This window comes from Treponema sp. OMZ 906 (genome assembly GCF_024181185.1).
Taxonomy (GTDB): domain Bacteria; phylum Spirochaetota; class Spirochaetia; order Treponematales; family Treponemataceae; genus Treponema.
This window is the reverse complement of sequence record NZ_CP051196.1, coordinates 414875-434469: the sequence shown is the minus strand read 5'-3', so window position 1 is coordinate 434469 and position 19595 is coordinate 414875. Positions and strand designations below refer to the sequence as shown.

At 46.5% G+C, this 19595-nt stretch carries 21 protein-coding genes and 1 tRNA gene; 8 read left to right on the top strand and 14 right to left on the bottom strand.

Going from position 1 to position 19595, the window contains the following annotated elements:
- Window positions 1–140: 140 nt before the first annotated feature.
- The 6 genes from E4N69_RS01790 to E4N69_RS01765 form a co-directional block, all read right to left on the bottom strand.
- Window positions 141–548, bottom strand: a complete 408-nt coding sequence (locus E4N69_RS01790) for a type II toxin-antitoxin system VapC family toxin (RefSeq protein ID WP_253824298.1) — start codon at window positions 546–548, stop codon at window positions 141–143.
- The gene (locus tag E4N69_RS01785; protein WP_253824297.1) at window positions 545–784 is read right to left on the bottom strand and encodes a DUF2281 domain-containing protein; all 240 of its coding nucleotides are present in this window, start codon (window positions 782–784) and stop codon (window positions 545–547) included. Before E4N69_RS01785 ends, E4N69_RS01790 begins: the two co-directional genes overlap by 4 nt.
- 130 nt (window positions 785–914) lie before the next feature.
- Window positions 915–2318 carry a glycoside hydrolase family 3 N-terminal domain-containing protein gene (locus tag E4N69_RS01780; RefSeq protein WP_253824296.1) on the bottom strand — a complete coding sequence of 468 codons (1404 nt, stop codon included), beginning with the start codon at window positions 2316–2318 and terminating at the stop codon, window positions 915–917.
- 27 nt (window positions 2319–2345) lie between these two features.
- Window positions 2346–4229 carry a sodium-extruding oxaloacetate decarboxylase subunit alpha gene (gene oadA / locus E4N69_RS01775; protein WP_253824295.1) on the bottom strand — a complete coding sequence of 628 codons (1884 nt, stop codon included), beginning with the start codon at window positions 4227–4229 and terminating at the stop codon, window positions 2346–2348.
- Between the two features lie 321 nt (window positions 4230–4550).
- A complete protein-coding gene (locus E4N69_RS01770; protein ID WP_253714958.1) occupies window positions 4551–5972 on the bottom strand; it encodes an alanine/glycine:cation symporter family protein in 1422 nt (473 codons plus the stop codon).
- A 348-nt stretch (window positions 5973–6320) separates the two neighbouring features.
- Window positions 6321–7760: an aminoacyl-histidine dipeptidase gene (locus tag E4N69_RS01765; RefSeq protein WP_253824294.1), complete on the bottom strand. Its 1440-nt coding sequence runs from the start codon at window positions 7758–7760 to the stop codon at window positions 6321–6323.
- 232 nt (window positions 7761–7992) lie between these two features.
- On the opposite strand from E4N69_RS01765, the gene E4N69_RS01760 reads away from it, so the two are divergent.
- Window positions 7993–9276 carry a GAF and HD-GYP domain-containing protein gene (locus tag E4N69_RS01760; RefSeq protein ID WP_162662210.1) on the top strand — a complete coding sequence of 428 codons (1284 nt, stop codon included), beginning with the start codon at window positions 7993–7995 and terminating at the stop codon, window positions 9274–9276.
- On the opposite strand, the gene E4N69_RS01755 is transcribed toward E4N69_RS01760, so the two are convergent.
- The 6 genes from E4N69_RS01755 to infC are packed head-to-tail and all read right to left on the bottom strand — an operon-like array spanning window position 9215 to window position 11612.
- Entirely contained in the window at window positions 9215–9673 is a 459-nt protein-coding gene (locus E4N69_RS01755) for a YaiI/YqxD family protein (protein WP_253824293.1), read from the bottom strand. The two genes, E4N69_RS01760 and E4N69_RS01755, sit on opposite strands and share 62 nt — an antisense overlap.
- Complete coding sequence (locus E4N69_RS01750) at window positions 9670–10008, bottom strand: cell division protein ZapA (RefSeq protein WP_253714956.1); 339 nt, start codon at window positions 10006–10008, stop codon at window positions 9670–9672. Before E4N69_RS01750 ends, E4N69_RS01755 begins: the two co-directional genes overlap by 4 nt.
- 2 nt (window positions 10009–10010) lie before the next feature.
- Window positions 10011–10481: a cell division protein ZapB gene (locus tag E4N69_RS01745; protein WP_253824292.1), complete on the bottom strand. Its 471-nt coding sequence runs from the start codon at window positions 10479–10481 to the stop codon at window positions 10011–10013.
- A gap of 3 nt (window positions 10482–10484) precedes the next feature.
- On the bottom strand, window positions 10485–10844 hold the full coding sequence (rplT, locus tag E4N69_RS01740) for a 50S ribosomal protein L20 (RefSeq protein ID WP_162662202.1): 360 nt from the start codon (window positions 10842–10844) through the stop codon (window positions 10485–10487).
- Between the two features lie 24 nt (window positions 10845–10868).
- Entirely contained in the window at window positions 10869–11075 is a 207-nt protein-coding gene (gene rpmI / locus E4N69_RS01735; RefSeq protein ID WP_162662200.1) for a 50S ribosomal protein L35, read from the bottom strand.
- Between the two features lie 15 nt (window positions 11076–11090).
- Window positions 11091–11612, bottom strand: coding sequence for a translation initiation factor IF-3 (gene infC / locus E4N69_RS01730; RefSeq protein ID WP_162662199.1), 522 nt, complete (start codon window positions 11610–11612; stop codon window positions 11091–11093).
- A gap of 283 nt (window positions 11613–11895) precedes the next feature.
- Between infC and E4N69_RS01725 the strand changes: the two genes are divergently transcribed.
- Complete coding sequence (locus tag E4N69_RS01725) at window positions 11896–12543, top strand: peroxiredoxin (protein ID WP_162662197.1); 648 nt, start codon at window positions 11896–11898, stop codon at window positions 12541–12543.
- Between the two features lie 220 nt (window positions 12544–12763).
- Here E4N69_RS01725 and E4N69_RS01720 read toward each other — a convergent pair whose 3' ends face one another.
- Window positions 12764–13927 carry a M20 family metallopeptidase gene (locus E4N69_RS01720; RefSeq protein ID WP_253824291.1) on the bottom strand — a complete coding sequence of 388 codons (1164 nt, stop codon included), beginning with the start codon at window positions 13925–13927 and terminating at the stop codon, window positions 12764–12766.
- A 24-nt stretch (window positions 13928–13951) separates the two neighbouring features.
- Window positions 13952–16696, bottom strand: coding sequence for a preprotein translocase subunit SecA (gene secA / locus E4N69_RS01715; RefSeq protein WP_371922373.1), 2745 nt, complete (start codon window positions 16694–16696; stop codon window positions 13952–13954).
- A 160-nt stretch (window positions 16697–16856) separates the two neighbouring features.
- On the opposite strand from secA, the gene E4N69_RS01710 reads away from it, so the two are divergent.
- The 6 genes from E4N69_RS01710 (at window position 16857) to E4N69_RS01685 (ending at window position 19514) form a co-directional block, all read left to right on the top strand.
- Window positions 16857–16930: transfer RNA gene (locus E4N69_RS01710), tRNA-Arg, on the top strand.
- A 20-nt stretch (window positions 16931–16950) separates the two neighbouring features.
- Entirely contained in the window at window positions 16951–17199 is a 249-nt protein-coding gene (locus E4N69_RS01705) for a hypothetical protein (RefSeq protein WP_162662195.1), read from the top strand.
- Between the two features lie 88 nt (window positions 17200–17287).
- Complete coding sequence (gene rplM / locus E4N69_RS01700) at window positions 17288–17716, top strand: 50S ribosomal protein L13 (protein WP_162662194.1); 429 nt, start codon at window positions 17288–17290, stop codon at window positions 17714–17716.
- A gap of 17 nt (window positions 17717–17733) precedes the next feature.
- Window positions 17734–18123 carry a 30S ribosomal protein S9 gene (gene rpsI, locus E4N69_RS01695; protein ID WP_044017141.1) on the top strand — a complete coding sequence of 130 codons (390 nt, stop codon included), beginning with the start codon at window positions 17734–17736 and terminating at the stop codon, window positions 18121–18123.
- Window positions 18077–18739, top strand: a complete 663-nt coding sequence (locus E4N69_RS01690; protein WP_253824289.1) for a regulatory protein RecX — start codon at window positions 18077–18079, stop codon at window positions 18737–18739. Before rpsI ends, E4N69_RS01690 begins: the two co-directional genes overlap by 47 nt.
- A 16-nt stretch (window positions 18740–18755) precedes the next feature.
- Entirely contained in the window at window positions 18756–19514 is a 759-nt protein-coding gene (locus E4N69_RS01685) for a TPM domain-containing protein (RefSeq protein ID WP_253824288.1), read from the top strand.
- The last annotated feature ends 81 nt before the right edge of the window (window positions 19515–19595 follow it).

Here is a 19595-nt window from a genome sequence, read left to right as displayed (position 1 = left end):
TATAGGATTTATTCCTAGTTTCTGAAAATAATATAAAAAAAATTTTACTTTTCGTCAAATCTATTAAAAAAATTTCGCGTAGGAGACAACTGTCGATCGTCTGACAAAATATATGCGTGTTATAATTCTTACAGTTCTTTTTATACGGAAACTATGCATGGTTCATTGTAATCCGGAATGAGCGCATCATGAGTAACAAATATGAGTTGGTCTATTTTTGCTTGTGAAAGTAAAAGTTTATCAAACGGATCATGATGTTCTGGAGTATGTACAGGACGGTGCAGGGTATCGAGAGCAAGAATATGCCTCTGTTCTATTGGATATTCTAAAAAGCCTTGGCTTTCACACAATTCTATAAATCTTTTAGGGGATAGACTCATCTGTTCCGGCTTACGAGAATGTTTTATACTAATTTCCCATACAGACACAAGAGAAAAATAAATTTCATTTTCCTCGTTTTCTATAATGGTACGTGCCTTTACTGAAAGTCGATCATCTCCTGTTAAAAACCAAATCAAAATATGAGTATCGCAAAGTATTTTCATCATACAGCCCCAAAAAGTTTTGAAATTTCGTCATTATCTTCATCAAAATTTTTCGGATAAGAAAATTCTCCTTTTGCAATACCGAAGTGCCGTTTTGTTTTTTTAGTCTGTAAATGAATCGGTTCAATTACTTTTGTATTTTTTAAATTATTTGCAATCATCGCAAGAAGTTGAATTTTCTGTTCATAAGGCATTCCTAAAACCTGAGTTTCTATTTGAGTATACTGTTCATAAGACATAAGCATTCCTCCGTATAATTTATTATAACATAAGCTTTTATCTTTATGCCAGTTTCTCGTTGATTTTACTGCAATGAGTATACTGATAGCATATTTGGCTCACAGGGGGGGGATCTGATACCCTGAGTTTTTAATGAGTTGCTTTTTCATATACGGCGGCGGCTTCTTTTGCGTGTCGGAATTTTTCCCAATCCGGTGTATGCGGTATAAAGAAGTCATTGGTAGCAATAGGCTTGCTTGCATCGATGAGTTTCACTTTTTGCTTGGCAGTTAAAACGTGCAGCACTGCTTCGTCAAGCCGCTTTGCAAACGCAGTATCGGTGCGGGCTTTTTCGGCAATGGCTGTAATCAGCGGATAGATTTTCGACAGCGAACACATAACCATATCGCAACCGGCAGCGATTGCACGTACAGTATTTTCTTCAGGCGATGCGCCATTCCGGTTTAATGCCTGCATTGCAATGTCATCGGTGATGATAAGGCCGGGAAATCCCAATTCATTACGGAGCAGGGCAATTCCGTTTGCGGAAAAGCAGAACGGCGCGGCTTCAATTGCCGGCACCGTAATATGAGAAATGAGCACCGCTGCCGCACCGTCTGTAATTGAAGGCCGGAATACTGAGCAATAGCGGCTGAGGAAGGCTTCATAGTCAACGGTTAATTCGGCAGCACTTTTGTGTAAATCCGCAGCGCTATTGCCGGGAAAGTGCTTGACCGTCGCAAGAATATCTGCGCCCTGCATACCTCGTACTGCGGCGGCGGCGTATTGTCCCGCTTGTTCGGTTTCCGGGCTGAATGTCCGCGTACCGAGTGCCGCTGTAACATCTTCCGTCCCTGCTTCCGCAACCGGTGCCAGATTAAGATGGAGACCAAGCTCCCGCATCTGCTGTCCCAACAATCGGTAGAGATCCTCCGTTTCCTCGACGGAAAACCGCTTGCCGATTTCCTCTGCAGCGGGCAGCGGTGCAGTGATGCGGCGGGTTCGGTACACGGTACCGCCTTCGTTATCGAGCGCAAAAAGCGGCGGGATAAAAGTATGACCTGAACGGCGCGCCGCTTCCTGAAAGCCTTGTACGGCCGATTCCAAAAAGTCTGCAACCGCTTGGGGCGTATCTGCGATATTATATCCGAACAAAAGCACGGCACCCGGAGCGGTTCCTTTAAACGATGCGATGCTTTTTGCATCCGCCGTTTTGCTCCCTGCAATATTGACCATCAGTACTTGCGCCGCTTTTTCTTCAAGCGAAAGCTGCGAAACAACGGCACGTAGGGCTTCCTCATTTTGAGATACAGACACAGGTACGACAGAACGGCCGGCTTGCACTGCAGTGTGGGAGACCGGTTGTGCTGCTACTGTGTTGATTTTTGCATGAATATTACCGGTATATTCGGGAGAACTGCCGGTTTGCACTGATGTTGGCGCTGATTGTACCAAGGCGGCAAAAGGCCGGGCAAATAAAGTGGGGATGATAAAAAAGAAAACAGCTGCAGCCGTCAAACAACAACTGCAGCACAGTTTTTTTAGTACTAACATAGAGACGCGATACCGGCGGAGCGGCTGTTAGCGTATTTCTGCGAGTGAGTCGCCTTCTGCAATTTGTGCACCGGCTGCAGCCACAAAGTGAATAACCCCCGCCTTATGCGCATTAATTTCCAACTCCATCTTCATCGATTCAAGCATCATGACCGTCTGCCCTTCGCTCACCTGTGCACCTTCCGCAACAGTGTAGCGCAAAAGGGTTCCGGTTACCGGAGCGAGCAGCTTTGCACCACTGTCGCTTGCTGCTAATGAAGATGCCGCAACGGGTTTAGAAGCAGTCGGAGCCGCGGACGTTGCCGGTTTTGATGCCGGTACTGCTTGCGCTGCGGCAGGGGTTGCCGATGTGGTCGATGCCGAAACTGCGGCAGCCGTTCTTTGCGTAGATGCGGAGGAGGCGTTCTCTTTTACACTTACTGCGTATGCAGTACCGTTTACGGTGAATGTTCCGTTAGATGAAGAAACCTCATAATCGGTTCCGTTTACCGTTACCGTATACGAGCCGCTGCTTGCACTGTCTGCTACTTTTTTCTCCGCCGCCGGCGCCGTAAACACAACGGGGCCTTTACTGCGCTCTTTAAAGAACTTTGGTGCAACCTTGGGGAACATCGCGTAAGTCAAAACATCTTCGATAGAATTGCCTGCTCCGTTTTCTTTTGCTTCGGCTTTTATTTTGTCCAGCTCATTGGGAATAAAGTCGGCAGGGCGCGCGGTAACGGGCTTATCGAGTTTTGCCTCTGCCAAAGCGATTTTTACCAGTTCTTCGTTGCACGGAGCGGGAGTTTTACCATACCGGCCGATAAGCAGGTCACGGGTCTCTGCGGTCAGTTTTTTATACCGTCCGAACAAGACATTGAATACCGACTGAGTACCGACAATCTGGCTCGTTGGGGTAACAAGCGGAATATAGCCGCAGTCTTTTTGAACAATCGGGATTTCTTTTAATACCGCATCCATTTTGTCGGAGGCTTTCAGGTCGCGCAGCTGATTTTCGAGGTTGGAAAGCATACCGCCCGGCACCTGCGACACGAGGATACGGGTATCTGCACCGAGGAAGCTCGATTCAAACTGAGCATAATGCTTGCGCACTTCACGGAAATAGGCCGCAATTTCGAGGAGCAGGTTAATATCCAAACCGGTATCCCATTCGGTGCCGCGGAAAATTTCTACCATAGTTTCTGTCGGGCTGTGCGAGGTTCCCATCGACATCGATGAAATCGCAGTGTCTAAGATATCCGCTCCCGCTTCCGCTGCTTTAAGCAGTGTCGCTACGGAAAGCCCCGTTGTTGCATGGGTATGAATATTGATTGGGATAGTCGTCTTCTTTTTAATCGCCGTTACTAAATCATAAGCTTCCATCGGCTTTAAAAGCCCTGCCATATCTTTAATACAGATGGAATCGGCACCGAATTCCGTATACGTTTTTGCCAGTTCCGCATATTTTTCGATAGTATGATACGGAGTTGTCGCAAAGGAGATAGCCATTTGAACATGCTTGCCGGTTTTCTTTGCTGCATCCGCCGCACGTTTAAGATTGCGCGGGTCATTAAGCGCATCAAAAATACGGAACACACCAACGCCGTTATCGGCAGCAGCTTTCACAAACGCATCGACGACATCATCGGCATAGTGCCGGTAACCCAATAAGTTTTGTCCGCGCAGCAACATCATAATGGGAGTATTTGGCAGCGCCTTATGCAAAGAGCGCAGCCGCTCCCACGGATCTTCATTTAAAAAACGAATACATGAATCGAACGTCGCTCCACCCCATGCTTCCAGGCTCCAATATCCGACGCTGTCCAGCTTGTTGCAAATAGGCAGCATATCTGCGGTTGTCATGCGCGTTGCGTGTAAAGACTGATGCGCGTCTCTTAATACCAAATCGGAAATCCGAACTTTATGTGCCATATATTCTCCTATGCGGTTCATACAATGAACATCAGGGCACAATGATATTGCTTATTGGTGCTTTTTGCAAGGTATACACCTTTTGTAAATATGCGATGCACTTTTTACAAAAGGCTAACGGAAAGACTGGTTTTAAAAATCATAGTCTCATTATTCTGCAGTTGGTTTCTAAAGCTTTTAGAGGTTCTCATAAGTTGTGTTAGGAAGGGTAAAGACGAGAATCGCGCCGACTAATCAACGCCCTCGATGCGGCATGTGAGATAACCCACTGCACGAATCAGAACAAAGACTAATCGGCGGATTGGTACGTTTTAAATTCAGTTATTTTCTGATATAATTATTAACATCGTACGGCTTACCTGCGTTATAATCGTGCAAGACTGCCGCAACCGTGCCACTCAGTAGCAATAAGCTGATAAGGTTCGGGATAACCATAATACCGTTAAAGAAGTCTACCAACTCCCATACTAAATCGATTTTCAGCAAGCTGCCTAAAAAGATAAATGCTACAACCAACAGTTGATACGGTACTAAGCCCTTTGAACCGAACAGGTATCGGATATTGGTTTCACCAAAATAATACCAACCGATAATCGTAGAGAATGCAAAAAAGAACAAGCAGATTGCAATGAAAAGATAACCGAAGGTGTGTCCGAAAAGGTGTTGCGAAAACGCCTCCTGAACCAGCTGAATACCTTTCATCACCGGCTGTCCGCCTTCAAACCTGATGATATCGGCACTTAAAACCGTAAAGACGGTAATATTCAAAACGACAAAGGTATCGATAAATACGGCAACAATTCCCAATACACCCTGCTCGACAGGATTATCGACGGTTGCAACTGCATGGGCATGAGGTGTGGATCCCATACCGGCTTCGTTGGAAAAAAGACCGCGAGCAATACCATAACGAGCAGCACGCCCTATACCGAAGCCTAAAGCACCTCCCCAAACGGATCGCGGATTAAACGCCCCTCTAAAAATCATAGAGAACATAGCTGGAATGTTATGCGCATTCATAAGAATAACGATGATACCGACAGCAATATAGATAATTGCCATCAATGGAACAACTTTTTCAGTAACGGATGCAATACGCTTCACGCCGCCCATAAAAATAACGCCGGCAACAACGGCAAGGGCAACCCCTGTTATCCATGTCGGCACGGAGAATGCATTTAAAAACGCATCGGAGATTGAGTTCGCTTGAACCATATTACCCATAAATCCAAGCGCGAGAATAATCGCAACGGAAAAGAATGCTGCAAGGAATTTTGAAAAGCCCGTATTTCCCAAACCGCGGGAAATATAATACGCAGGGCCGCCGACGGTCTGTCCCGAATTATCCTTTGTTTTGTAGACTTGTGCGATACAGGCTTCGGCAAAGTTCGTCGCCATACCCGCTAATGCGGCGAGCCACATCCAAAAAATTGCGCCCGGGCCGCCCATAATCAAAGCCGTCATTGCACCGACTAAGTTACCGGTTCCTACCTGCGCTGCAATCGCGGTTGCAACGGCTTGGAAAGAACTCATACCGTGCTTCCCCGCTTTTTCTCCTTTTAATGAGAAATTGCTGAACAGTCTGCGCCATCCGGCACCGAATTTTGAAAATTGCACACCCTTTAATCGGAGCGTGAAAAATAAACCTGTTCCGCAAAGCAGAGGGATAAGAAAATACGGTCCCCATACAAAGCTGTTTATGCCTGCGACTAGGTTAGTAAGATTTTGTAAAAACGCTTCCATAATTAAATAGAACCTCCAATTAATAATCTTGATATATGGTATCATACATTATCGGCACTCGCAAGTATATAATTATTTTTTTATCTATTTATAAATATTTTTAATAAAGATAGAAAACAAATAATAAATAAAAAGGATCTATTAAGAAGTAGAAGAGCTTGAATAATTGATTGGAGCGATAATTTATTCTCTAAACATAACCATACCGGATCCTTTGCACTCTCTATGGATTTACCGGTTAATTAAAATAAAACCGCGCAGTACACAAAAAAACGCAAGGAAGCATCGAGTGAGACCCAACCATGCCTCTCCCCGCTCCCCTGCGTAAACCCGTTGTGGTTATATTATCTACCGCATATTTTCCAGAAGTTTAACGATAAATTTCCACATCCGTTCGACTGATGAGATACTCAGGTGTTCATTTGGGGTATGCACATCGTACAAATTCGGGCCGAAACTGACGGCATCGATATCGGGGATGGTCTTTTTGATAAGTCCGCATTCAAGGCCTGCGTGAACAGCAGAAACAACCGGTTCCTTGCCGGTGAGTGCTTTGTATGTTTTTACGGCAACGTCCCGGGCACGAGACTGCGGCGAATACTCCCATGCAGGATACTCCGACACCTTACTGAATATGCCTCCGGTACGCTCTGCGCATAGCTTCAGTACCTGCACAATTTCATCCAGTTCACTTTTTACCGAACTACGTACCGAAATCGTAAAGGTTAGGGTTTCTCCGCTCAGGGCGAGAATGCCGTTGTTTAAGCTGGTTTGTACCAATCCGGGGATATCCATACTCATGTATTGTACTCCGTCAGGAGCCATCGTCATAAAGTCTATGATGCCGCAACTGACGGTACCGTTATACATCATCTTAGGCAGAGCTGTCGCCGCTTCGGCTGCAATGCGGATATCTTTGTCGGCAACACGGTATTCCGCTTTAATTGCTTCAGCAAGTTTTGTAATCGCTGTCTGTGCGCGGGCGGCATCCTCGACGGTGATAATTGCCAGCGCTTCTTTTGCAATGGCGTTATGCTTCGAACCGCCCGAAATCGACACAATATGTGCGGACTGCTCCGCCTTTACTGCAGACAAAATCCGTCCCAGCAGTTTGATGGCGTTTGCACGTTGTTTAATAATCTCCATACCGGAATGTCCGCCGAGCAGCCCATCGACTTTGATGGAGAGCGCCTGTCCCTTCAACGGTTCCGTTTCGATCTTAAAATCGACATGGGTATTCGCGCCGCCTGCGCAGCTAACCAAAAATACACCTTCTTCTTCGGAATCGACATTGAAAAGGATTCTCCCCTGTAAATGATCTGCTTTTAAGGCTCTCGCTCCGTCCATCCCGACTTCTTCGGTTGTGGTAATCAAGACCTCAAGCGGCGGATGGGCAAGCGACTTGGAATCAAGAATAGCCAGTGCATACGCGACCGCAATACCATCATCTCCGCCAAGCGTTGTTCGGTCGGCGTGGAGAGTGTCTCCTTCTACGATCAGCTTGATCGGGTCTTTAAGGAAATTGTGATTTGAATCCGCTGTTTTTTCGCAGACCATATCCATGTGTCCCTGCAATATAACCGTAGGGGATTTTTCGTAGCCGGCCGTCCCGGGCTTTTTGATAATGACGTTGAGCGCCTCATCCTGATACACTTCAAGCGAACGTTCTTTTGCAAAGCGTACTAAAAAATCGCTGATGGCTTTTTCATTGTGTGAACCGCGCGGCACAGCCGAAATTTCGGCAAACCAACGGAATACTTCTTTGGGTTGAATGTGTTCTATATTCATGCTTGTTCCTCCTGAACAGAAATAGTAGTTCTCTCTAAACCATAGTCGAAATATCGCTTAGAGCTCCTTTTCAGTGTATCACACTTTTACAAGTTTGGCAGTGCAAGATATTTTTTATGAACATGCTCAAATGTCATTGGCAAAAATTTAGGGTATTTCTTATTGTCATATCGCATATTAGGTGATACTATCAAAGCCTCTATATTGTTATTATAGGCAAAGAGGAAATGTTATGAGTACGATGCCGACAGTAAGAACACGGGAAGAAATTCTGTTTGATATCATGCAGACAACTTCCCGATTATATAGTATTCGGGATAAAGATATTTTACTGGAAAGGATATTAACTGAGGCACGGCAAGCCTTGAATGCCGATGCAGGCTCCATTTACTTGGTCGAAGGGAATCGTCTGGTTATCCATTATGCGCAAAATGCAACGCTGCAAAAGCGATTAAATCCTGGAGAAAAACTTCCTTTCCATATTTTTTCATTCCCGATCGATGTTACGACTATTGCCGGATCGGCTGCGATGACTAAACAGCTGATCAATGAACCTGATGTTTATGCCATTTCTCCTGATAAGTATTATAAATTCGGTACTGTCAGTGATGTGGCAACAGGTTACAAAACAGTATCGACGCTGACGATTCCGCTCATTGCCATCTCTGGTGACGTATTGGGTGTTTTACAGATGATTAATGCGCTTGACATACATGGCAAAGTCCGTGCATTTACTTCCGATGACGAAATGTTCCTCTCTCATTTTGCAGCAAACGCTGCAGCAACGCTTATGCATGCTTCGTTAACCCGCGAGATGATCCTGCGTATGGTGCAAATGGCAGAGTTGCACGATCCGCGGGAGACAGGGCTTCATGTGCATCGCGTCGCAAACTACGCAGTAGAAATTTATGATCGTTGGGCATTTAACCATAATATCCACCGGCATGAACGCGAAAAATTTCGCGATGCGCTAAAGATTGCTGCAATGCTGCACGATGTCGGAAAAATCGGTATTTCCGACACAATTCTAAAAAAACCCGGCAAACTCACGCCCGAAGAATACCGGATTATGCAGAGCCATACATGGCGCGGTTCAAAGCTATTTTTGTCGGGTAATTCGACAGTGGATACTATGTCGCGGGATATTGCATTACGGCACCATGAAAATTGGGATGGAACCGGGTATCCCGGCCATATCTCAGAGGAAACAGGCGCAATAGAAAAATACAACCGTATGCATACCGCAGCGCAAGGGCTTATCGGTGAGGAAATTCCCCTTGGTGCACGTATTACCTCGCTCGCAGATGTTTACGATGCACTTTCCTGTAAACGAGTATATAAAGAAAAATGGACTGAAGATAAAGTTTTGGGAGAGATACGAAGGTTACGCGGTATAAAATTCGATCCTGAAGTCACTGATGCATTTTTTGAAGTTGCCCCCAGGATTAAAGAAATCAAGGATCGGTTTTCAGAAGACGCTGCGTTTCCCGATCTAGCGCTTGAGCGAATTCCATAACTTCTTTTTTCCCGAACGCCTTCGTCCGCTCGGGAGCAAGACCGTTTATCGACAATTCATACATAAAATTCCGGATAGACAACCGTTCATCAATGTTTTCGGCAGTATACACGACACCTCGATCATTAATCACTTTGATATGGGCTTCGACAAGCTGTTTTGCAAGGGGAATATCACGGGTAATAACCATGTCACCTTGTGCCGCATAAGTAATGATATACATATCTGCAGCTTGATCCTCAGCTTTGGTTACGATAGTAGTGCAATAAGGATTTCTAGGGATTGGAATTGATCTATTAGCAACAAAGATCGCTTGAACGTGTAATCGCTGCGCCGTCCTGCAAATAATCTCGCGGATTCGTACCGGACAGGAATCCGCATCGACAAAAAGCGTCATACGTGCCCATCATTTGACGGAGTAAGCGAATAAATAATCGAATCGATATCTTCGATCATCTTTTTTGCCGATTGCTCGATTAAGACCTCTGTTTCATGCTGCGGAATCAGCGCCTGCGGATTAAGCCGCTCTTTGCTCAGTTCATCCGACAACAAGATACCGGCGATAATCGCAATGCGCAATGAATCATTAACGCCGGACGTTTGTTGAACCTCCGAGACGACTTTTTTATAATGCTTATAGATTGACTGTAAATATTCAGCGGGTTGATCAGCCTCAAGCGCAAACGACGTACCTAATAGGTCGATTTGCAGCCGCCCTTTGCGTTCGGCCATCGTTAAAAAATATCCAGTTGATTGGAATGATTTATAGGTTCCTGTGGAGCTTGCTGCGGCACCGTCTCGGCAACAGCAGTCGGCGATTGCGTTTCCGAAGCTTCTTCGTGTATGGGGTTGGGCTGTTCAGATGCAACGGCTCCAGTGGGATTTAATGCTGTCGGCTGCATTTCCGGCACTTCATTCGCGGCCAGAGCTGCTTCATGTACGGCAGAAGCAGCTGTCGAATTTGCCGCTTGGTATACAGTATCTTCAAATGCACTCAGGTGATTGAGTGCATTGATGATACCTTCCTCGATCTTTGCTTGGTCATTTCTAAAAACAAGAACTATATTCTCCAGCTCCTCGATTCGCTGTTGGCGATCGTGCAATTCAAGCTTTAATAAATCGTTCTCATCTTTGAGGGTCTGCATCAGCTCAATCGCTTTAGAAACCCTCGCTTCAAGCTGTTTAATTTGATCGAGGTTTACCATACTTTAAACTCCTAATGCTTTTTTTGACTGTTCGACAACGCTTTTAAAAGCGGCCGGATCTTCGATAGCCATATTGGATAAGGCCTTGCGGTTCAAAGCAATCCCCGCTTTGGCCATTCCGTTGATAAAGCGTGAATAGCTCATTCCTTCTGCACGAACAGCAGCGTTTATTCTGCTGATCCACAAGCGGCGCATGTCACCTTTGCGGTCGCGGCGTGCTTCAAAGCTATGGGTAAGAGCTTTTACAACGGCATCTTTTGCCGCTTTATAGTTCGTACCTCTGCGTCCGCGGAATCCTTTTGCTAACTTTAAAATCTTCTTGCGTCTATGAATGCGTTTATTTGAACATAACGATCTCGGCATTGTATTCTCCTAAATAATCAAAACTTAATTAGTACCGTAAGGAAGCAGTTGTTTTCTTACCTTTTTGCTGTCGACTTCGGCTAAAATTCCGCCTTTGCGCAAATCACGTTTGCGTTGTGGAGATTTTTTTGTTAAAATATGGCGCAAATTCATTTGCTTATACTTTACTTTACCGCCGCCGGTAAACTTAAAACGTTTTGCTGCGGCACTCTTACTCTTCATCTTAGGCATGATACACCTCGTAAATTATTTCTTCGATTTGGGCGCCAATGTCATCGACATGGAACGCCCCTCCATTGCCGGAGGTTTTTCTACCGTTAAATCTCCGCCGAGTTTTGCCAGTACGTTATTTAATACGTCCAGCCCCAGCTCGGTATGGGCTAACTCCCGCCCCCGAAAGCGGATTGTTACTTTTACTTTATCGCCGTCATCAAGAAAATCTTGTATATGCCGTGCTTTAAAAGATAGATCATGGTCATTTATCTTAGGCTGCATACGAATTTCTTTAAGAACTTGCAGCTTCTGTTTTTTCTTGGAATCACGGAGCTTTTTTTCCAATTCAAAACGATACTTTCCATAATCTAAAATCTTGCAAACGGGAGGATCCGCTTGCGGAGCCACTTCAACGAGATCAAGATTAACGTCTTGAGCCATCCTAAGAGCTTCAAGGGTGGAAACAATACCCTTCTGCTCCCCTGCATCATCAATTAAACGAACCTCGCGGACACGGATTTGTTCATTAATCCGCAAACCTTTATTCTCCGCCAACTATTCTCCTCCAGCACACTTTTCTCAATGCACATAAAATAAAGCTATAGGCCGTAAGTATATCTAATTTTCTTTAGATATGTCAAGGCATCCTGCAAAAAACAACAGGGAGCCTGCGGTGATAAGCACGCTACCAAGAGCTGTTTTTACCGTAATTTTTTCATGCAAGATAACGCATAGCAAAATCAATGTAAGCACAATAACGGCAAAGAAATTAAGGCGCTTGCTTTTTTTTAAGAAGTATGATATATTAAGAATCATTATTAAGATTAAGGAGATATTTATGGACGAAAGAATTAACATGCCGCTCTTGGGCGATGCATTTCCCACTTTGCAAGTTCAAACCACACAAGGCCCGATGACATTACCGGCCGATCTGAAAGGTTCATGGTTTATCGTATTCAGCCACCCCGCAGATTTCACCCCTGTATGCACAACTGAGTTTGTCGGTTTTCAGGAATTGATGCCCGAGTTTGAAAAACTTGGTGTAAAACTGGTCGGCCTTTCCGTCGATCAGGTATTTAGCCACATGAAGTGGATTGAATGGATGAAAGACAAGCTCAATGTGCAGATTACCTTCCCTGTTATTGCTGCAAATGATGCAATTGCGAATTCACTCGGACTTTTGCATCCCGGCAAAGGAACGAACACCGTCCGTGCAGTATTTATCGTTGATCCCGAAGGAAAACTCCGATTAGTACTATATTATCCACAGGAAATCGGTAGGAACATGAAAGAAATCCTGCGGGCGGTAAAGGCTTTGCAGATTTCCGACAAAGAAGATGTCGCGCTGCCTGCTAACTGGCCTGAAAACAGTCTGATTAAAGACCATGCAATTGTTCCTCCACCTTCAAACGTAAAAGCTGCCGAAAAGCGGCTCAAAGAATATGAAGGCTTCGACTGGTGGTTCTGCCACAAAGCATTAAAGTAACTGATACTGTAAAACAACAAATCACGCACAGTTGCCCGTAACGGATAACCGTACAGCGCTAAAGACATTGAACGAGCCCTCTAAAAACTCAAGTTTTTAGAGGGTTTTTAATTGCCATTCAACCACTGCCCCTATTCCCGCAGGCACGAAACCACAGATGTGCCGTATATTTTTAAGCCAACGTTTTTGAAAATAGACAACACAGATGTGCCGTATATTTTCAAAAAGTAAGCATCATTGACAGATACAACCGTGCCGCCTGATAAACTTGAGGAAGTTTAATATGCTCGTTTTCGCGGTGGACAACGGCAAGGTCGCCCGGGCCGATAATCACGGGTATGAGCCCCTGCTTTACCAATACGCTGCCGTCGGTAGAACCTGCAAAGATATCCGGAATATACGGAAGACCGACGGCTTCCAATGCCGTTTTACATCGCCGCACCAACGGATCGCTTTCTGCTGTAGTCCACGAGGGGCGCCTATCGATAACGGTATACGACACTTGGGCGATAGGAACTTCTTGGTGCAATGCGGCAATCAGTTCGTCCAACTGAGCCCATACTGCATCGATGGGATGCCCGACGGCGAGCCGAGCATCCACGGTAAAGACACAAGTGTCGGGAACTACCTGAGGTTCTACGCCCGCCTGTATTGCCAGCGTCCGCCAAAAAGACTCACCGTTCTCCGCGGAAGAATAACCCGTTAACTCCGTACGCTTAATCTTTTCTATTAAATTGATTGCCGTGTAAATCGCATTATCTCCGGCGCCGACTTGTGAACCGTGCGCAGTTTTACCCTTCACACAAACATCTGCCCATGTACGACCCTTTCCTTTTATACACAGCTTTAAATCGGTCGGTTCGCACACCACCAGCGAGCGGGCTCCGTCAAACAACGGAGAGTATAAAAGCCGTTTCGAACCTTTCATGTAGTTTTCTTCGTCGATTGTCGCGGCAAAGATAATATCGGTAGGGGGAACAATACCGTGCCGCTGCAAAACAGCCATTGCATAAAGCGCAGCAGTCAGTCCGCTTTTCATATCGCTGCTGCCGCGGCCGTACAAAACACCATCTCGCATTTCAGCACCGAACGGGTCAAAGTTCCATCGCCTTCGCTCTTCGTCAGAAACCGGTACAACGTCCATGTGTCCGGTAAAGATGATGCTGTTTTCACGGGTTTTTCCACGCACCCGAGCGACAATATCACAGCGGTTTCCTTCAACCGGAATCCGCTCATATTCAATCTTATTCGCTTGTAAAAAATTTTCTATATATTGCACCATTGGCGCTTCGTTCCCCGGCGGATTGATGCTGGGAATTTTTACAGCGCCTGCAAAAAACGCACGGAGTTCATCATCATCGATATAATCAAAAGAGTTTTGCATCGGTAGTATCCTTCCCACTACCCATTACCTGCCGCAGCAGTGCTTGTATTTTTTGCCGGAGCCGCAGGGGCACGGATCGTTTCTGCCGACTTTAGGCGCGGTGCGTACCACTTGGACGTTTTCCGGCTTGCTGCTGGAACCCATCGGGGAGCTGCTCTGATGGAAGGAGCCCATGGAGCTGTGGTGCGCGGAGCCCTGTGGGATGCGGCGGTTGGGGGTGCGCGAAGAGGGTTCTTCGGTGCTGATCCGTACCAATACCAGTAAAGAGGCAATGGAAAAGCGGATTTCGTCGAGCATTGCGTAGAAGATGTCGAAACCTTCAAGCTTGTATTCCGTGAGCGGGTTTTTCTGACCGTAGGAGCGGAGATAGACGGCTTCGCGCAGGGCTTCCAGATTTTCCAAGTGATCGAGCCATTTACGATCTATTGCCTGTAAATACTGATAGCGGATAAACATATTGAGGTTTTCATTACCGACGAGCGCAATCTTTTCTTCGATATTCGCTTTGAGCGCAGCGTAGATTTTCTGCTGCAGTGCGCTTGTATCACCAGCTTGAGCCAGCTTCGTATCCTCATCACTGAAGATGTAGCCGAATTTTGCCTTGAGGTTTGCTTGCAGCTCTTTTAGCTCTTCCGCTTTTTCCTTGCGGGAACCGTGCTTGAACTGCTCAAAGGCGTCATCGAGGTATTCTTCTATCGTGGTGTAAATACGCTCAACGAGGTGCTCGTCTTGCAAAATCTTATCACGCTGTTCATAGATAAAGCCGCGCTGCTCGTTCAGCACGTCATCGTATTCAAGGAGGTGCTTACGGATATCGAAGTTGCGCTCTTCAACCTTGGTTTGCGCCTTTTCAATACTCTTGTTAAGCCACGGATGCTCAATCGGCTCACCGGGTTCCATACCGACCTTTGTCATTACCCGCTTGAGACTTTCGCCGCCGAACAGTCGCATCAAATCGTCATCGAGGGAAAGGAAGAATTTTGAACGCCCCGGATCGCCCTGCCGCCCCGAACGACCGCGCAGCTGATTGTCGATACGGCGGCTTTCATGCCGTTCGGTACCGATAACATACAAACCGCCGAGCGATTTAACTTCCTTGTAGTCTTCCTGCCACTTCTTGTATTCTTCTTCGTATATTTTTTGATACACTTCCGGCTCGGCTTCGGTGCCTGCCCGCTTGCGTGCCCTAAATTCGGGGCTACCGCCGAGCTTGATGTCGGTACCGCGCCCTGCCATGTTGGTTGCGATCGTAACAGAACCTTTTGCGCCCGCTTCCGCGATGATGAGCGCTTCCCGTGCGTGGTTTTTGGCGTTCAATACCTCGTGCCGGACACCTTTCCGGGTGAGCAGCGCCGAAAGTTTTTCCGATTTTTCAATGGACACCGTACCGACCAGTACCGGCTGTCCGCGTTTATGCGCTTCGGCAATTTCGTTACAGAGCGCATCCCATTTTTCCGCTTCGTTCAGGTAGACCACGTCGTGTTCGTCCTTGCGGATAACGGGCAAGTTGGTCGGGATAACCACAACATCAAGCGAGTAAATCTTGTTGAATTCGACCGCTTCGGTGTCCGCCGTACCGGTCATACCGGACAGCTTGTCGTACATACGGAAGAAGTTCTGAAAGGTGATGGTCGCCATCGTGCGGTTGCGCTGGGCAATACGGATATGCTCTTTCGCTTCAATAGCCTGATGCAAACCGTCCGAATAGCGGCGTCCTTCAAGAATACGCCCGGTGAACTCATCAACAATCTGCACCTGCCCTTCTTTTACAACATAATCAACATCGATGTGATAGAGGATGTGGGCGCGTACTGCCTGCGTAAAGTAGTGAATATATTCAAAGTTCTCTTCTTCAAAGAGACTGCCGTTGATCAAGCCCTGTTTTTGCAGAATGTCCTGAATGTGCAGCATACCGGCGTCGGTAAAGGACACGCGGCGGCTTTTTTCGTCAAGCGTGTAGTCGCCGATAATCTCTTCCCCTTCCAGCTCATTGGGATACTCGCCGGTTTCGGGATTTTTCTTAACCTCTTCAAGCTGATCGACGAACTTATCGACATCGAAATACCGCTTGGTGTCGTCTTCGGCAGCGCCGGAGATGATGAGTGGGGTACGCGCCTCGTCGATGAGGATGGAGTCTATTTCGTCCACAACCGCGAAGGAAAAGCCGCGCTGCACTTTTTCTTCTATTGTAAGCTGCATATTGTCGCGCAGATAGTCAAAACCGAATTCGTTATTGGTACCGTAGGTAATGTCCGCATTGTAAGCAGCTTTCCGCGCGGCGTTGTCCATGTTTGAGAGGATTGCGCCGACACTAACTCCGAGGTATGCGTAGACGGGGCGCATCCAATCGGCATCGCGCTCTGCGAGGTAGTCGTTGACGGTTACAATGTGTACACCCTTCCCGGAAAGGCTGTTGAGGTATGAAGCGGCGATGCTCATCAAGGTTTTACCTTCACCGGTCTTCATTTCGACGATGCGTCCCGAATGAAGAACCAGCGAACCTAAAAGCTGCACATCGTACATACGCTCATGTAAAATACGCCGCGCCGCCTCCCGTGCAAGCGCAAAGGCTTCGGGGATAAAGGCATCAAGGGATTCGCCTTTTGCAAACCGCTCCTTAAACTCGGCGGTCTTTTGCTTAAAATCTTCGGGAGCAAGAGCAAGCGCCCATGCTTCTTTTTCATTTATTTGATGAAGAACGGGAAGGAGAGCTTTAATATCCCGTTCATGCTGTGAACCGAAAACGGCTTTAATTATTTTATCTGCAATCATTATATCAATGTACTGCGATTTGAGCTAAATGTCAATTTTCGGAGAAAAAGAGATAATGCGAGGGCTTGTAAAAAGCCGTTTTTTTTTTTATACTCACTAAGATGTAGGCTGTTTAAAGAGCATAGCTGATATGCCGATCTAAGCAGCATAATCTTTTGATCCGTTAGCTCAGGTGGATAGAGCGGTTGCCTCCTAAGCAGCAGGTCGCACGTTCGAATCGTGTACGGGTCATACTTTAATAGGAGGTTGGTATGATTGCGCTTATTATCGGGGCAGCCATGATTCTCTTTACAGTCTTTGCAGCGCTTCCGCCGGAGACAGCCGGTTTTGGGCTTGGCTGGGGAAAGGATATTCTACTCTTTTTGCGCGGCGGTCTACCGATTTTTACAGCCTTTGTCGGACTAATTGCTGTATTCATCGGAATTGCGGATATCAAAGACAAACAGGACGCAAAAAAAGAAGAGGCTGCAATGAACGCAGGGGAAAATAAAACCGAATAAACTTCTACCGGTTGACTGTATAACTACTTTTTTGATATAGTGTTTTACCCACATTATCTGCAATAAAAACATATAAGGTACACGGAAAATGAAAACAATTTTTTATAAAGAGCGCGAAATACCACGGAGCTGGTATGTTATCGACGCTGCAGGAAAGCCACTCGGACGGGTTGCAGCAAAAGTTGCTGCAATGGCTCGAGGGAAACACAAGGCTCTCTACGCACCTCATCAGGAATCGGGCGATTATATTATCGTTATCAATGCCGATAAAGTTGCTGTTACGGGGAATAAAGACAAGGATAAGATGTATCACCACCACACAGGGTTTCCCGGAGGACTCAAGTCCGTCAATTTCAATACCCTTATCGGCAAAAAACCGACCGAACCGTTGTATATCGCGGTAAAAGGTATGTTACCCAAAGGATCACTCGGACGTAAACTGCTTAAAAATGTAAAAATTTATGCAGGTAGCGAACATCCGCATGCGGCACAAAATCCTGTTGCGGTAGCGTTATAATTTTAGGAGAAATGGTTGTGAAAAATATCGGAATAGGAACAGGACGAAGAAAGACCTCGGTAGCACGGGTTTATATCCGCGAAGGAAAAGGTTCGGTAACCGTCAACAATAAGAATATGGACGACTACTTTGCCACTCCCGAGCAGGTTCAAATGGCAAAACGGCCTTTGTTTGTTACCGGCAGCGATACCCGCTATGATATCATCATTACCGTATATGGCGGCGGTTTAAACGGACAGGCAGGCGCTTGTTCACACGGTATTGCCCGTGCGCTTGCACAGGTAGATGCCTCTAACCACAGCTCACTTAAAGCGAATGGCTTATTAACTCGTGATTCCAGAATGGTTGAACGTAAAAAGTATGGCCAACGCGGTGCTCGCCGACGCTTCCAGTTCAGCAAGCGTTAATCCTACCCTTATTGCGGTGGAGCATACATCCTCGGATACCGTCAAACTGGTACTCTCCGGGGATGTTTCTATCGTAAGCCGGTTTTGTTACTTTGATGAACCGCTTGCGATAGATGATCTCCCGCTCATCCTTACAGAATCCCAAACAGAACATCTCTATCAAGCAGGTCGGCGTTTCTTAGCTGAAAAACAAGCTGCCGCCTATCTTAACCGTGCCGAACATTCCTCTTATCAACTGACAGTCAAATTGCAAAAAAAAGGCTATATAAAAAACGAATATCAGCCTGCGTTGGATTATTTACGTGACGAAGGTACGCTTGACGACTCCCGCTTTGCCGGTGCATATTTACATACGAGGAGCCTTTCAAAAAAAGAGGGGTGTGCGCGTCTCTTTTCGGAACTGCGTAAACGCGGAATCGCTGCAGACACGGCAAAGCAAGCGCTCAATGATTTTTTTACAGAGATTGACGAAGCAGAAGTATGCGAAGGAGCAGCACGCAGCCTTATCCGTAAGGGCTATACCGAGCAAAAGCTCTACAGCGCCCTCCAACGGAAAGGGTTCCCATTCTCTATGATCAAACGATGTCTTACACGCCTTTCCTCCGCCGCATCATAAAACTAAAGGGGACGCTATGAAATTTTCAAAACATTCTTTTCGGTTTATCATTATTGCCTGTCTTTGTGTGCAAAGCGTCTTTCTGTTTGCGCTTGACGTTCCGCCCCTGAACGGTCCGGTCAACGATTACGCACATATATTCACAGCAAGCGAAACGCAGGAATTAAATGCATATTTATATAGTATTGACCGCCAAAGCGATTTACAGATAGCGGTATTGACCATTCCTTCGTTGGAAGGCGAAAGTCTTGAAGATTATTCCATCCGTGTCGCGGAAAAATGGCAGATTGGGCAAAAAGGCAAGGACAGCGGCGTTATCTTAATAATTGCAGTCCAAGACCGTAAGCTGCGTATCGAAGTGGGATACGGCCTCGAAGATCGCATCACCGATGCACAAAGCAGCAGGATTATCCGTTCGATCATCGCACCTTACTTTAAACAGCAGGAATACGGAAAAGGCGTCTTGTTAGGGGTTAAAAACCTCGCTGGACTTGCACTTCAAGACGAAAGCCTCATTAGTGAGACTGTAAAAGAAGCCGACCGGCAGAATGACGATTCTATTCCGCTGCCACTCGTCATTTTTCTGATTATTATCTTTCTGTTCGGTTCCCGTTTTATGCCCGGCGGTTTATTCTGGCCGTTGCTGTTCCTTTCGTCAGGACGAAGAGGCGGTTATTCGGGACGCGGCGGAGGGTTCGGTAGTGGGGGCTTTGCCGGCGGTTTCAGCGGAGGAGGGGGCCGCTTTGGCGGCGGCGGTTCTTCCGGCTCGTGGTAACATTGCCGTTATTGCACGTTACCGCACCGGGGGATTAAGTCAACCCCGTGGATAGAATGGGGTACCTGTTAACTAACATCG

Excerpts from the sequence above, each read along its gene's own strand:
- E4N69_RS01790 (WP_253824298.1), bottom strand. The coding sequence starts at position 548 with ATGATGAAAATACTTTGCGATACTCATATTTTGATTTGGTTTTTAACA.
- E4N69_RS01785 (WP_253824297.1), bottom strand. The coding sequence starts at position 784 with ATGTCTTATGAACAGTATACTCAAATAGAAACTCAGGTTTTAGGAATG.
- E4N69_RS01780 (WP_253824296.1), bottom strand. The coding sequence starts at position 2,318 with ATGTTAGTACTAAAAAAACTGTGCTGCAGTTGTTGTTTGACGGCTGCA.
- oadA (WP_253824295.1), bottom strand. The coding sequence starts at position 4,229 with ATGGCACATAAAGTTCGGATTTCCGATTTGGTATTAAGAGACGCGCAT.
- E4N69_RS01770 (WP_253714958.1), bottom strand. The coding sequence starts at position 5,972 with ATGGAAGCGTTTTTACAAAATCTTACTAACCTAGTCGCAGGCATAAAC.
- E4N69_RS01765 (WP_253824294.1), bottom strand. The coding sequence starts at position 7,760 with ATGAATATAGAACACATTCAACCCAAAGAAGTATTCCGTTGGTTTGCC.
- E4N69_RS01760 (WP_162662210.1), top strand. The coding sequence starts at position 7,993 with ATGAGTACGATGCCGACAGTAAGAACACGGGAAGAAATTCTGTTTGAT.
- E4N69_RS01755 (WP_253824293.1), bottom strand. The coding sequence starts at position 9,673 with ATGACGCTTTTTGTCGATGCGGATTCCTGTCCGGTACGAATCCGCGAG.
- E4N69_RS01750 (WP_253714956.1), bottom strand. The coding sequence starts at position 10,008 with ATGGCCGAACGCAAAGGGCGGCTGCAAATCGACCTATTAGGTACGTCG.
- E4N69_RS01745 (WP_253824292.1), bottom strand. The coding sequence starts at position 10,481 with ATGGTAAACCTCGATCAAATTAAACAGCTTGAAGCGAGGGTTTCTAAA.
- rplT (WP_162662202.1), bottom strand. The coding sequence starts at position 10,844 with ATGCCGAGATCGTTATGTTCAAATAAACGCATTCATAGACGCAAGAAG.
- rpmI (WP_162662200.1), bottom strand. The coding sequence starts at position 11,075 with ATGCCTAAGATGAAGAGTAAGAGTGCCGCAGCAAAACGTTTTAAGTTT.
- E4N69_RS01725 (WP_162662197.1), top strand. The coding sequence starts at position 11,896 with ATGGACGAAAGAATTAACATGCCGCTCTTGGGCGATGCATTTCCCACT.
- E4N69_RS01720 (WP_253824291.1), bottom strand. The coding sequence starts at position 13,927 with ATGCAAAACTCTTTTGATTATATCGATGATGATGAACTCCGTGCGTTT.
- E4N69_RS01705 (WP_162662195.1), top strand. The coding sequence starts at position 16,951 with ATGATTGCGCTTATTATCGGGGCAGCCATGATTCTCTTTACAGTCTTT.
- rplM (WP_162662194.1), top strand. The coding sequence starts at position 17,288 with ATGAAAACAATTTTTTATAAAGAGCGCGAAATACCACGGAGCTGGTAT.
- E4N69_RS01690 (WP_253824289.1), top strand. The coding sequence starts at position 18,077 with ATGGCCAACGCGGTGCTCGCCGACGCTTCCAGTTCAGCAAGCGTTAAT.
- E4N69_RS01685 (WP_253824288.1), top strand. The coding sequence starts at position 18,756 with ATGAAATTTTCAAAACATTCTTTTCGGTTTATCATTATTGCCTGTCTT.